This is a genomic window from Thermomonas sp. (genome assembly GCF_020850895.1).
Taxonomy (GTDB): Bacteria; Pseudomonadota; Gammaproteobacteria; order Xanthomonadales; family Xanthomonadaceae; genus Thermomonas.
Genome location: NZ_JADZDS010000126.1, coordinates 1 through 13,493, shown reverse-complemented (window position 1 = coordinate 13,493; position 13,493 = coordinate 1). Strand labels below are relative to the sequence as shown.

Genomic DNA, 13,493 nt, shown 5'->3' with positions numbered 1-13,493 from the left:
TCATGTCTCTTGCGGCTGATCGATCTGTGCCGAACGTCGTGCACTCAGACCCAGTTCATGGCGAAAGGTTCAGGGCGTCGCTCGATGCCAGCAATGAAACGGGGGCCTTGCGGCCCCCGTTCGTATGCATCGACTCGACCCGTCGCCAATCAGCGTTGGCTGACGCGCATGACCCTAGGCGTCACGAAGATCAACAGCTCGGCCTTGCTCTTGCCACGACTCCTGTTGCGGAACAGGTTGCCGAGGATCGGGATATCGCCGAGGAACGGCACCTTGGTGATGTCGGAACGGTCGGAGAATTCGTACACACCACCGATCACAACCGTCTGCCCATCCTCCACCAGCACCGCGGTATTGACCTCACGGCGGGCGATCTGTGGCACCTGACCGAACGCGCCGAGGCTGATCCAGCTGTCCAACTCGTCCTTCTTCACCCCCATGTCGAGGAACACGCGGCCATCGTTGGTGATGGTCGGGGTGACCTTGAGTTCCAGCAGGGCTTCCTTGAATTGCACGGTCGGGACGTTGCCGCCCTGGCCGCCGGACACGGTGAGGTAACCGATCTCCTTGCCTTGGCGGATCACCGCTTCCTTCTGGTTGCTGGTGACGATGCGCGGGTTGGAAATCACCTCGCCACGACCCTGCTGCTGGATCGCCGACAGTTCCACATCGAGCGCGTAGCCCGCGTTGAGGATCGACAGAGCCAGCGACCCGGCATTGGCACCCGTCAGGAAAGCCGGCAGGTTGCTCATCAGGCCTCGGGTGATCGTGTTGACGCCATAGTTCGGCGTCGTCGGGCTCCAACCCATCCCTGGAGCGCGCGGAGCGCCTGGATCATTGGCCGTGCAACCCGCACAACCGTTCAGGTAGGTGGCCAGCGCGGTCTGATAAAGCTGGTTGTTGGCGTTGTTGGTATTGGCCACCGAGTTCCAGTTGGAAATGTTGTTCTCGATGCTGTTGCCGTACTGGGTGCGGCCATCGCGCGCGGAACCGGTGATACCGAAGCGGGCACCCAGATCGCGCGCCACGCTCTCGTTGGCAATCACGATCCGGGCCTCGATCACCACCTGATCGACCGGCTTGTCGAGCTGTCGGACCAATTCGCGGATCGCCGCGACCCGCTGCGGGATGTCAATCACCAGCAGGGTGTTGGTGCGGGCATCGAAACTCAGGCTGCCGCGTGAGGACAGGAAGCCACGATCCTGCGAACTGCTGCCGGTGCTACCGCCCTGGCCTCCACCTCCCGTCTGGTTGCCCTTGCTTCCGTCCGTGAGCATCTGGGCAATTTTCTCGGCGCTGGCGTAGTTGACCGGGATGTACTCGGTCACCTTCTCGGCACGCTCTTCCAAGCTGATGCGGGCATCTTCCTTGGCCTGCTCGAATGCCGCGATTTCCGCCTGCGGCGCAACCCAGACCACGTTGCCATTCCGCCGCTTGTCGAGTTTATTGGCCTGCAGGATCAGGTCGAGCGCCTGGTCCCATGGCACGTTGATCAGGCGAAGGGTGACGTTGCCGGTCACGGTGTCGGCGGCGACGATGTTGAGCTTGGATTCGTCGGCGATCAGCTGCAGGACCGTGCGCACCGGCACGTCCTGGAAGTTGAACGTCACCGGCCTGCCGCTGTACCGCACGCCGGCACTGCCCGAATCGGAACCCGTGGTGACCGCACCGACCGCTGGCGCCGAAGCTGGCGCCGCTGCGCGCGGCACGATCTCGACGATGTATTCGTTGCCGCTCTGGTAGGCCATTGACTCGAACGCACCGTTCATCCCCAGCACCAGCTGGGCACCGCTGCTGGTCGCATGAGCCTCGACATTCTGCACGGGGGTGGCGAAATCGCGGACATCGATTGGCCGCTGCAGGGCCGCAGGAAGCTGTGCGTTACCAATGTCGACGACCACCCGTGACCCGCTGGTTCGCAAGTCGGGGGCGGCTCCGTTGCCCGAGAAGCGCAGGATCAGCTTGCCGGATCCGCCATCCCCGCGCTTGAAGTCGATTGCGGAGACGGTGACGGAGTCCGGGGTCCGTTTGGCCGGATCGGCCAGTGCGCCGGTGGCGGACTGGCCCATGCCAGCCGTGAAGACGGCCGCAGGGAATGCGCCGGCGCCGGCGGCGTACAGGCCCACGGCGATTCCAGCCGCGAGAACCCCGAGGGGCAAGCGGCGCCGTGCGGGCAGTGATTGCTTGGCGTTGGTGACGGTCATCGGTCTATTCCCCAATCAATTTGCTTCGAGTGACAGCTTGGCCGGGCGCTCCAGCCAGCCACCTGCACCATCCGGAACCAGTTCGACGAGGTCGATCCGGTCTTCATGCACGGCGGTCACGCGACCGTCGCTTTGCCCCATGTAATTCCCGGGAACCACCTTGTAGGTGACGCGGTCGGGAGCCATGACCAAGCCGGTCAGGCTGTTCCCGCCCCCCAGCGTACCCACCATCTTCAGGGTATCCAAGGTAAAGCCCTCCAACGTCTGCCGACGCCGGTTCGGATCCGGACGCGGGCCGCTGGAGCCTTCGCCACTGAATGTCTGGTCGAAGGGATCCCGCATGTTCTGCGCGGCGTATTCGAATGTCTCGAACTGCTTCATCACCGGCAGCGGCTCCAGCGGCGGCGCTGGCTTGGCCTTTTCCTCCGCCACCCATTTTTCGAGTTCACCGCGACCAATGCCGCAGCCAACCAGAGTGGTGGCGCAAACCATGGAGAGCAACAGCACGCTGGACAAACGCGAGAAGGTTGGCATCTGCATCATGTCAGTTCCCCCCCTGTGCCGGCGCAGGTGCAGCGGCAGCGCCGCCAGCTGTTGCCGGTGCAGCAGATTGCGCCGCTTCTTCTTCATCCAGGTAGCGGTAGGTCTTGACGGTTCCCGACAGCTCCAGCGGGGTGTTCCCGCCAATGCGTGCGCCCGGCGTTTCATTCTTCGGCTTCAGCGAGATGTCGTGCATGGTCATGATCACCACGCGCGGCAGCGAGGCCACGCCGCTCACGAAGGCGCCGAACTGGTGGTAGGTACCGACCATCCTCAGGGTGATCGGCTTTTCGGCGTAGAAGTCTTTTTTGGTTTCCTGGCCCGGCTGGAACAGGTCGTTCTGGATGCCGGTGGCCAAGGCTGTCTGCGACACGTCGACGATCAGGTCGGGCATTTCAGTCTTGCTGGGCAGCTGCCGCAACATCTGCTGCAGCTGTTGCTTCATTTGATCGAGCTGCTGCTTGAGTGGCTCCAGATTGGCTGCCCGGCCCTGTTTGGTCGCGAATTCGGACTTCAGGTCAGCTTCCTGTGCCTGCAGGCCCCCGAGCTCCTTTTGCTGGCCACGCACCACCAGCGACCAGCCGATCACCAGGATCACGAAGGCCACGATGCCGCAGAACAGCAACTGTGCCTGACGCGGCCAGCCGCCAATGTTGTTGATGTCCAGTTCGCGGAAATTGATCTTCTTGTTGTTCACGATGCGGTCCCTCCTGCGGCGGCCGGGGCGGCGGCGGGAGCAGCCGGTTTGGCTGGCGCTGCCGCCGGTGCGGCAGCGGGCACGGCCGGTGCAGCAGCGGGAGCGGCCGGTGCAGCAGCGGGAGCGGCTGGTGCAGCAGCTGGTGCGCCCGCAGGCGCAGCTGCCGGTGCCGAATCCCCGCCTTGGGCATCCTCGTCCTTCGGCGCATTGGGATCGACCAACGTCACCTTCAGGGAGAACTCATACGGCAGGCCCGGGTTACCGTCCTTCGCCTCGATCACGTTCAGATCCGGGTGGGTCATCCAACCGGAACTCTCGAGGCTGCGCATGTAGGCTGAAACCCGCGCGTTGGACTGCGAGCGCCCGGTCAGAGTCAGGATATTGCCTTCCTGCTTGATCGCGGTGAGCGCCACCCCGTCCGGAATGGTGCGCACCAGCGAATCGAACAGATGCACCATCTGCGAACGGTTGGCCTGCAACTGCTCGATCACCTGCTTGCGCTGCATCAGGTTGGCTTTTTCTTCGTCGAGGTGCTTGATTTCGGCGATCCGCGCGTCAACGCTGGCGATTTCACTTCGCAGGTAGTCGTTGCGGCTGTTCTGGTTGGCGATGCGCCCGCTGTAGAACGTGTAGACCAGACCAGTGAGGAGCACACCGGCCAGCGCCGAGAGCACCAGCATGCCGACGAATTCTTTCTGGCGCGCCTTGCGACGTTCCTCGCGCCAAGGGAGGAGGTTGATCCTTGCCATCAGTCAAAGCTCCTCAATGCGAGCCCGCAGGCGATCATGAGCGCCGGGGCGTCCTGCGCCAGCGCATGTGCCTGCACGCGTGGCCCCAGCGTCATCTGCGCCAGCGGATTGGCGACCAAGGTCGGGATCCCCAACTGCTCTTCCACCATCGCGGCGATGCCCGGGATGGACGCGCAGCCACCGGCCAGAACGATCTGGTCGACACGGTTGAACTCACTGCCGGCGTAGAAGAACTGCAGCAAGCGGCTGACCTGCTGGACCATCGCTTCCTTGAACGGGTCCAGCACCTCGACCTCGTAGCTTTCCGGCAGCCCACCCTGGCGCTTGGCGAGGCCAGCTTCCTCGTAGCTCAGGCTGTAGCGGCGCATCACCTCGTCGGTGAGTTGCTTGCCGCCAAAGACATTCTCGCGGGTGTACAAGCTGCGCCCGCCGCGCAGGACGTTGAGCGTGGTCATGGTTGCACCCACGTCCACCAGCGCCACCAGCCCGTCTCGCGGGGTGTTGAGACTACCCGCCATCAGCGAGAACGCATTCTCGATGGCGAAAGCCTCGACGTCGATGACCTTGGCGGTCAGGCCGCCAAGCTCCAGCGCAGATGCGCGCATCTCGACATTTTCCGAGCGCGAGGCCGCCAGCAGGACCTGCACCATCTCGCCATTGCCGGCGACCGGACCCAGCACCTCGAAATCGAGGTTCACTTCCTCGACCGGATACGGAATGTAGTTCACCGCCTCCAGTTCGATCTGCGACTCCAGATCCTCCTCGCTGAGCGAGGCCGGCATGTTGATCAGCTTGGTGATCACCGACGAGCCGGACACCGCCGCCGCCGCATGCTTGAGCCGGCTGCCGGAGCGGGCGACGGCGCGGCGAATCGCTTCGCCCACGGCCTCGACCTGGACCAGGTTCTTCTCGACCACCGCATTCGGAGGCAACGGCTCGACCGCGTAGTGCTCCACGCGGTAGCGGTCACCGGTCCTCGCCAGCTGAAGCAGCTTGACGGCGGTGGAACTGATGTCGATGCCGATCAACGGCGTTTGCTTATTCGTCCCCAGACCCACGGTATCTCCCCTTCCCACGGGTGCTTGCACGCACCATGCGCTGTATTACATGAATAACGGACTTTTCACGTATTGGCAACCCATGCCGGCAAAATTTCCTCGAACTCGGGTGTCGGAGGCGCCCCTTCGCCCCTGCCACCCGCCCCAAGACCACGCAGCGAGTCTACCCTAAGAAAGACCCGAACGACGCCACACGGGCGTTGTCGACTCCCTCCGAATCCCACACCGGCCCGGACTCGGCTTGCTCGAATCAATCACTCGCATGATCGGCCCGTGGCCAGCCTTCCCCGGACTGGCAGGAGCCCCTGGAACACCCTGAGGTTTCCCTACGGCAGCCCCGGCCATGCCTACTCTATACTCCGCAGCTTCGCTCGCCGCAATCCACCCATACCCCGATGTCCCGATTTTTTCGCCTGTTGCGCAAGTTCCTGCTGATTTCCTTTCTGCTGGGCCTGATCGCCGCGGCCGGGCTGGCATTGCTCGTTTACTCGGTCAATGCGCGGCTTCCGGACGTGCAGGTGCTGCGCACCATCGAGATGCAGGAACCGATGTATGTGTACGCACGCGACGGTCGCCTGATCGGCCTGTTCGGCGAAAAACGACGCTATCCGGTGGAGCTTGCGCAAGTCCCGCCGCGGGTCAGGCAAGCCTTCCTGGCCGCCGAGGATGCCCATTTCTACGAACACCACGGGGTTGACCTGAAGGGCATCAGCCGCGCGGTCTGGCTGCTGATCCAGACCCGCGGGCAGGAGCGCGTTCCCGGAGGATCGACCCTCACCCAGCAGGTGGCCAAGCAGTTCTTCCTCAGCTCCGAATACAGCTTCCGGCGCAAGTTCGAGGAAATGCTGCTGGCGATGAAGATCGAGCGCGAACTCAGCAAAGACGAGATCTTCGCCCTGTACCTGAACAAGAGCTTTTTCGGCAACCGCGCCTACGGCATCGCCGCAGCCGCCGAGTATTACTACGGCAAGTCGCTCGACCAGCTCAGCGTCGACGAGGCCGCGACCCTGGCCGGGATCCCCAAGTTCCCGACCAGCGGCAACCCGATCATGAATCCCGAGCGGGCCCGCCAGCGCCGCGACAATTACATCTTGCCGCGGATGTTCTCATTCGGCTTCATCACCCGCGCCGAACTGGATGCCGCCCGCGCAACCCCGATGCACGCCGCGCCACACGAACGCCCGATCGAGGTGTACGCGCCCTACGTGGCCGAAATGGTGCGCAAGGAGATGGTGGACCGCTACGGCGAGGATGTCCTGAATCAGGGCTACCACGTCACCACCACCATCGACCCGGCGCTGCAAGCGGCGGCGCAGGCTGCGGTGGTGAACGGCCTGCGTGAATACGACCATCGCCACGGCTGGCGAACCCCGACCGCGACCGTGGTGATCCCGGCCGGCGCGGATACTGCGGCCATCGCCCGCCTGCTGCATGCGAGCCCACCCCAAGGCGGCTTGCTGCCTGCAGTCGTCACCGGCAACGGCGGTGGCGCGTTGCGCGTGGTGCTGGCTGATGGAAGCGAGTTGAATCTTGCCGGCAAGGCGATCTCCTGGACCGGCAAGGCGGCCGCTGCGTTGGCCAAGCCCGGGGACGTGGTGCGGGTGCGTCGGTTGCCCAACGACAATCCGGACGCACCGCCAGCCTGGGAGTTGGACCAGTTGCCGACCGCGCAATCGGCCCTGGTGTCGCTGGACGCCAACACCGGCGCCCTGCGCGCCCTGATCGGCGGCTTCAGCTTCGCCGGCAACAAGTTCAACCGCGCCACCCAGGCCCGGCGTCAGCCGGGCTCGAGCTTCAAACCCTTCCTGTACGCGGTGTCCTTCGAACGTGGATTCAACCCGGCCTCGATCGTGCTGGATGCCCCGGTGGTGTTCCGGGAACGCGGCGGGCGCGTGTGGCGCCCGCAGAACGACGGCGGCTCGTTCTCCGGCCCGATGCGGCTGCGCGAGGCGCTGGTGCGCTCGAAGAACCTGGTCTCGGTGCGCCTGCTCGACACGATCGGGGTTGACTACGCACGCAAGGCGATCACCCATTTCGGCTTCACCGAGGCGAGCCTGCCGCCGAACCTGTCGATGTCGCTGGGCACTGCCTCACTGACGCCCCTGTCGGTGGCACGCGGCTACACCGCGTTTGCCAACGGCGGCTTCCTGACCACGCCGTGGTTCATCGAAAGCGTGCGTGACCGCGACGGCAAGGAAATCTTCAGGGCGCAGCCTCCGACCGCCTGCCCGGGCTGCGCCGGCGTCAGCGCGGTCAGCGGCCAGCAGCCGACCTCCGAGCCATCGCAGGTGGACGGTTTCGACCTCAGTCCGGCGACGGCGGGCAGCCCGACCCCGGCCAGCCCCAAGCCCACCGCCCGTGCCGGCAAGACACCGACCACCAGCGCAGCCCCCACCCCCACCGCAGCACCGGCAGGGATGGTCGTGGCGCCGCTGGCGATCGATCCGCGCGTGGCTTTCCAGTTGCGATCGATGATGCACGATGTCATCCAGCGCGGCACCGCCACCGCCGCACGCGTGCTGAATCGCGACGACATCGGCGGCAAGACCGGCTCGACCAACAATTACCGCGACGCCTGGTTCTCCGGCTACGGCGGTCCCTACGTCACCACCGTCTGGGTGGGTCGCGACGACTTCAAGACCCTGGGCCACGGTGAATACGGCGGCAGGGCCGCCCTGCCGATCTGGATCGGCTACATGCGGGCAGCGCTGAAGGACCAGCCGCAGAACATGCCCGAGCCACCGGCAGGCATGGTCAAGGTCAGCGTCAGCGCCGGAGGCCGGCTGATTCCGGGCGCTTCGGGCGGGATCACCGAATGGGTGAAGGTCGAAGACCTTCAGCAGATGGAAAACGAATCCGCGGCCGGCTACGACAGCGAGGATTCCGCGGCGCCCAGCGAGGAATCGTTCGACATCTTCTAGGGCCATGCTGACAAGTCCCTCCTGGACGTGTCACACACGCTGCGTCCGGTGCATGCCCGGACGCAGCTCACGCCGGCCAAATCACCATTGCCTTGGGGAACCGCCTGACTCAGGGGATTCGGCCAGTCATGGACGGCTGGCCTGACAACGCCCGGATGGGGTTGTTCAGTCGCCCGTATCCGGCCTTCCCAAGGACGGGCGGACAGCCGCCCACGCGCCAAACCCGGCACAGGCCCAACGCGCCCCACTGGCCACGCAATGCCGCGAGCACCCCGGACGCAACTTCGGGCGGGGCGTCCAGGTTCCCGTCACCTCGCCGACCCATCGGGCCGGATGCGCATTCGCGCCGGCTCCGGTACAGTCGCCCGTGGCCATAGGGAGGGAATCGCGATGCCGGGAACCCGCCAATTCGCCCACGCGCAGGTTCACGCGCAGACCCGAACACGCGAACGCCGCCAGCGCCTCGCCCACGAAGCCGCACGGCTGATGGCCGAGGATGGCGTACGCGATTTCCACCAAGCCAAGCTCAAGGCGGCGCGCAGGCTGGGGTTCGTCGATGACGCCGCATTGCCGCGCAATCGCGAAATCGAGGACGCCCTACGCCAATACCAGCGCCTGTTTCACGCCGACGCCAAGCCGGCGGAACTGCACCGTCGCCGCGAAGCCGCGCTGCATGCCCTGGAATTCTTCGCGGCCTTCGCCCCACGGCTGGTGGGATCAGTGCTGGAGGGCACCGCCGATGCCCACTCCCAGGTCAGCCTGCACCTGCACAGCGACGATCCCGAATCCATTGCGCGCTTCCTGGCCGAGCAGGGGATCCCCGCGCAATCGCGCAGCCGCCGGTTGCGGCTGGATCGGCAGCGCGACCTGGACGTCCCGGTCTGGCTGTTCGCTGCCGAAGACCTTGCGTTCGACGTGGCCGTGCTGCCCGCGGACTGCGAACGCCAAGCACCGCTGTCAGGCATCGACGAGCGACCGATGCGGAGGGCATCGGCGGCACAACTGCGCACGCTTCTGACCGCAGAGGAAATCGCCGGCTACGGCGACGGCTGAGCCAGCATCGTCTGGCCTGGCCCGTGGAATTGCCCGGCCATCTGTCCGGGCAATCCCAGGTCACGCATCAGCGCGTCTCGATGCCGACGTACTCGCGCTGTGCGGCACCGGTGTAGATCTGACGCGGGCGCCCGATCCTGGCATCGGGATCGTTCTGCTGCTCCAGCCAGTGGCTGACCCAGCCGGCGGTGCGCGCAATTGCGAACATTACCGTGAACATCTCGACCGGGATGCCCAGCGCCTTGTAGATGATGCCGCTGTAGAAATCGACGTTCGGATAGAGCTTGCGGGCGATGAAGTACTCGTCCTTGAGCGCGACTTCCTCGAGCCGCAGCGCGACCTCCAGCAGCGGGTCGTTGACCTTGAGCGCGCCCAGCACGTCGTGGGTCATCTTGCGCACCAGCGCGGCGCGCGGATCGTAATTCTTGTAGACGCGGTGGCCGAAGCCCATCAGGCGGAAGCCGGATTCCTTGTCCTTGGCACGGTCGACCGCCGACTTGACGTTGTCCGGCCGGCCGATCTCCGCCAGCATCTTCAGCACCGCCTCGTTGGCACCGCCGTGCGCCGGCCCCCACAGCGCGGCCACACCGGCGGCCACGCTGACGTAGGGGTTGGCGCCGGTCGAGCCGACCAAACGCACGGTCGAGGTCGACGCATTCTGCTCGTGGTCGGCATGCAGGATGAACAGCAGGTCCAGCGCCTTGGCCACCACCGGATTGAGCGCCAGCGGCTCGCTGGGCACTTCCCACATCATGTGCACGAAGCGGTCGGTGAACGACAGGTTGTTGCGTGGGTAGCGGATCGGCCAGCCGATCGAATAGCGGTAGCAGGCCGCGGCAATGGTCGGCACCTTGGCGATCAGGCGGATCGCGGCCAACCGGCGCTGCTCGCCATCCTCGAGGTTGAGACCGTTGTGGTAAAAGCTGGACAGCGAACCCAGCATCCCGGTCAGCATCGCCATCGGATGGGCGTCGTGACGGAAGCCATACAGGAAGGTGCGGAACGCCTCGTGCATCATCGTGTGGCGGGTGACCTCGCCCTCGAATTCGGCCAGCTGCTGCGGGGTCGGCAGTTCACCATGCATCAGCAGGTAGGCCACTTCGGTGAAGGTCGAACTGGCGGCCAATTGCTCGATCGGATAGCCGCGATACAGCAGGATTCCAGCGTCGCCGTCGATGTAGGTGATGGCTGATTTGCAGCTGGCGGTGGCGCCGAAACCGGGGTCGTAGGTGAAGCAGCCGGTTTCCTTCGGCAGTCTGGCGATGTCGACGCAGGACTGGCCCAAGGTCGGATGCAGCACGGGCAGGGCCACCGACTTGTCGCCGGCCATCAGGTTCATCTGATCGAAATCGGACACGTTGCAACTCCTGTGGGGGAGCGCCAGGCGGCCTGTCGGCCGCACGCCAGCGCACGTTGAACGCGCATTATCGCATAGGCCTCGGCGCCAACATGCCCAACCGATGGTCAAGGGCCGTACCCGACGCACGCACGCCCAAAACGACGACGGCCGCCCAAGGGCGGCCGCGGCGCGAAATCCCGGCGCAGACGCCGCCGGGAAGGTACGGGCTTACTTCTGGTAGCGCTTGCGGAACTTGTCCACGCGGCCCGTGGTATCCATGATCTTGTTCTGGCCGGTGTAGAACGGATGGGTCGAGGACGAGACTTCCACCTTGATCAGCGGATACTCGTTGCCATCCTCCCACTTGATCGTGTCCTTGCTGGACATGGTCGAACGGGTCAGGATCTTGAAGTCCGAGGTCACGTCCTGGAACACGACCTCACGATAATCGGGATGAATGCCGGCTTTCATGATGCAGCCTTGAAAATTGCGTGTGCGAGCCGAGCATTGTAACCGCCAAGGCTCCACTCGCGCAAGCCTGCCTGCCTTGGCTGCCTCGGCCTTCAGGCCCCGGCTGCCAACGCTGCCTCGAGCATGGCCTCGAAGCGAGGCTGGTCGTAGCGCATCAGGATGGCCACGTTGTCGGCAGCCCCGCCCTGCCGGTTCCAGTCGACGATCGTGGCCCCGCGCGCATGCTGGCCGGCGGTTTCCACCGCCAGCGGCCGTTCCATCAGATCCAGCGCACCTCCCGGCTGCAGCGCCAACGCCATCGCCAGTGCGTCGGCGGCATGCCAGCGTGGGCCACGGCTGGCCTTCGCACGGGCGCGGCTGTCGTTGGAAATGCTGGCGTAGAAACGGGCGCGCGGGGAATCGGCGTCTAGCCACCGCTCGATGTCGGCATGCAGGAACCCATGGGCCAGCACTGCCTCCCAATCGGCCAACTCAATCCTCGGGAACCCCGAGAACACGATATGCGCGGCTTCCGGGTCGAAGGCGATGTTGAACTCGGCCGCCGGGGTGATGTTGCCGTGGGCAGTCACCGAGGCCCCCATCACCACACAACGAGCCACCCGTCGTGGCAGGGTCGGATCGAGCTTCAAGGCCAGCGCGAGGTTGGTCAACGGCCCCAGCGCAACCAGCACCAGGGTGCCGGCGTACTGGTGCGACAGGCGCAGGATCGCCAGTGCCGCGTGCTCGCTGTCGGCACTGCGCGCAGCCTTGGTATAACCGGTGTCACCGAAACCATCGCACCCGTGGACGTGGGCGGCATCGCGTGCGGCGAACACCAAAGGCGTCTCCGCGCCCGCGTGCACCGGCACATCGACGCCACAGACCTCGCACAACTTCAGCGCATTGGCGACGGTGTGCCGCAAGCCGACATTGCCGGCCACGATGGTCAGTCCCACCACGTCGTGGCGCCCGCTTTCGGACTGCATATCGTTGAAGGCCATCAGCAGGGCCAGCGCGTCGTCCACGCCGGGGTCGGTATCGATCAACAGGGGAATGCGGGCTTCGGTCATCGCCGCATTATGGCCGGATTGCTGCCTACCTCATCGATAGCGCCGCAGATAACGCTTCTCGAACGCCGCCTTGGCCCAATGCGCGAAGATAGTCGGCCGCAATGCACGCACCCTGTCCTCGTACCGCGTCACCAGCAACCCACGGTCGAGCAAATCGATGATGCACATCAGCTCCGACTTGAAGGTCTCGCTCACCGGATTGCCGGCCAGCGCGCATAGCAGGTTGCGGGCGGCGACCTCGGCCTGGAGGTCGGCCTGGTGGGCCTGCTTGGGCATCCAGTCGGGCCCGGGGAAACTGCCGCCATCGCCGGCCACGTAGGTGCAGGAAAATCCCGGCACCCGGCACTGGGCATCGCCCTGCACCAAGCCACCTGGCGAGCGCGGCAAGGGCGTGTTGTCCAGCCACGCCGGGCCGGTCAGTCCGGGCATGAACAGGATCAGGTCAGCGTCGATACGGGTGCGTTCCAGCACCACCGCGCCGGGTTCGATGCGCTGCAACTTCTCCCCCAACACGGCCTGGATCTTCCGACGCCGCATCTCCTCGAGGATCATCTCGACGGCGCGTTCCCCGAGCCGCTGGCCCGGCGTTTGCGAGCGGCTGAAGAACACCAGCCGGAACTTGTCGCGCCGGCGCTGCCGACGCAGCAGGGTGTCGATCCCGAACACGAATTCGAACACCGGGCCGCCGCGCATGGCGATGGGTTCTTCCGGATTGGTTCCAAAGCCGAAGCACAGGGTGCCGCCTTCAAGGCGGGCCAACCGATCGCGGATGGCCTCGCCCGCGGCGATGCCGTCGCAAGGAATGATCGCGTGCTCCAGCCCCGCCAATCCGCGCATGAAACGGGCACCACTGGCGAGAATCAGGCCATCGTTCTCGACATCACCCGCATCGGTGTGCAGCACGCGACCGTCCGCGGAAAGACCGGCGGCATGCGCTTGGTGGAAGCGAATCCGCTGGCGCTTCAGGAAATTGTCCAGCGGCAGGACCAAGTCCTGTCGCTGGCGCTTGCCCGCGGGAATCCAGATCGACCCCGGCAAGTAATGCAACGCCGCCACGGGAGCAACCAGAGTCAATTCGGCTTCACGGTCCTGCCGTCGCAGCATGCGCAGGGCGGTCAGGCCGGCGAAGCCGGCGCCCACCACGGTGATTCGATGGCCCGTCATCCCGCACCTCCTCAGGGCACGATGCCCAGCGCCGCTTTCAACACCGGCTCCATCTTGGTCACGTCGGCCTCGCGTCCCAGCGCCAACGCGAACACGAACCGACCCCGCGCCAGCCACCGCGGACGTTCCGCTGGCGTCTGCCGCCATGGGCGCCACGCCAGGCTCATGCCAGCCCCTCCTGTTGCATCGATTCCACCGTCCAGCGCAGCAAATCGAGCATCCCCATCGCGCCCGAATGGCGCGCCAGT

11 protein-coding genes and 1 pseudogene are annotated in these 13,493 nt (G+C 65.4%); 2 read left to right on the top strand and 10 right to left on the bottom strand.

What is annotated here, in order from left to right; all coding sequences use genetic code 11:
* Positions 1-149: 149 nt before the first annotated feature.
* The 5 genes and pseudogenes from IT472_RS11245 to IT472_RS11225 form a co-directional block, all read right to left on the bottom strand.
* Positions 150-2,204 carry a type IV pilus secretin PilQ family protein gene (locus IT472_RS11245; protein WP_297181608.1) on the bottom strand — a complete coding sequence of 685 codons (2,055 nt, stop codon included), beginning with the start codon at positions 2,202-2,204 and terminating at the stop codon, positions 150-152.
* A gap of 15 nt (positions 2,205-2,219) precedes the next feature.
* Positions 2,220-2,648: pseudogene (locus IT472_RS11240) on the bottom strand (pilus assembly protein PilP); the annotation flags it as partial.
* Between the two features lie 100 nt (positions 2,649-2,748).
* Positions 2,749-3,441, bottom strand: a complete 693-nt coding sequence (pilO, locus tag IT472_RS11235; RefSeq protein ID WP_297181607.1) for a type 4a pilus biogenesis protein PilO — start codon at positions 3,439-3,441, stop codon at positions 2,749-2,751.
* On the bottom strand, positions 3,438-4,190 hold the full coding sequence (locus IT472_RS11230) for a PilN domain-containing protein (RefSeq protein WP_297181605.1): 753 nt from the start codon (positions 4,188-4,190) through the stop codon (positions 3,438-3,440). Before IT472_RS11230 ends, pilO begins: the two co-directional genes overlap by 4 nt.
* Positions 4,190-5,248, bottom strand: coding sequence for a pilus assembly protein PilM (locus tag IT472_RS11225; RefSeq protein ID WP_297181604.1), 1,059 nt, complete (start codon positions 5,246-5,248; stop codon positions 4,190-4,192). Before IT472_RS11225 ends, IT472_RS11230 begins: the two co-directional genes overlap by 1 nt.
* A 395-nt stretch (positions 5,249-5,643) precedes the next feature.
* Here IT472_RS11225 and IT472_RS11220 point away from each other — a divergent pair, with 395 nt between their 5' ends.
* Positions 5,644-8,169, top strand: coding sequence for a penicillin-binding protein 1A (locus tag IT472_RS11220; protein ID WP_297181603.1), 2,526 nt, complete (start codon positions 5,644-5,646; stop codon positions 8,167-8,169).
* Positions 8,170-8,559: 390 nt separating this feature from the next.
* Positions 8,560-9,222: a hypothetical protein gene (locus IT472_RS11215; RefSeq protein ID WP_297181602.1), complete on the top strand. Its 663-nt coding sequence runs from the start codon at positions 8,560-8,562 to the stop codon at positions 9,220-9,222.
* Positions 9,223-9,289: 67 nt separating this feature from the next.
* On the opposite strand, the gene IT472_RS11210 is transcribed toward IT472_RS11215, so the two are convergent.
* The 5 genes from IT472_RS11210 to IT472_RS11190 all read right to left on the bottom strand — a co-directional run bounded on the left by IT472_RS11210 (position 9,290) and on the right by IT472_RS11190 (position 13,412).
* Positions 9,290-10,579: a citrate synthase gene (locus tag IT472_RS11210; RefSeq protein WP_297181601.1), complete on the bottom strand. Its 1,290-nt coding sequence runs from the start codon at positions 10,577-10,579 to the stop codon at positions 9,290-9,292.
* A gap of 210 nt (positions 10,580-10,789) precedes the next feature.
* Complete coding sequence (locus IT472_RS11205; RefSeq protein WP_297181600.1) at positions 10,790-11,032, bottom strand: type B 50S ribosomal protein L31; 243 nt, start codon at positions 11,030-11,032, stop codon at positions 10,790-10,792.
* A gap of 92 nt (positions 11,033-11,124) precedes the next feature.
* Positions 11,125-12,081, bottom strand: a complete 957-nt coding sequence (locus IT472_RS11200; RefSeq protein ID WP_297181598.1) for a nucleoside hydrolase — start codon at positions 12,079-12,081, stop codon at positions 11,125-11,127.
* A 30-nt stretch (positions 12,082-12,111) separates the two neighbouring features.
* Positions 12,112-13,245, bottom strand: coding sequence for an FAD-dependent oxidoreductase (locus tag IT472_RS11195; protein ID WP_297181597.1), 1,134 nt, complete (start codon positions 13,243-13,245; stop codon positions 12,112-12,114).
* A gap of 11 nt (positions 13,246-13,256) precedes the next feature.
* The gene (locus IT472_RS11190; RefSeq protein ID WP_297181596.1) at positions 13,257-13,412 is read right to left on the bottom strand and encodes a hypothetical protein; all 156 of its coding nucleotides are present in this window, start codon (positions 13,410-13,412) and stop codon (positions 13,257-13,259) included.
* Positions 13,413-13,493 lie beyond the last annotated feature (81 nt).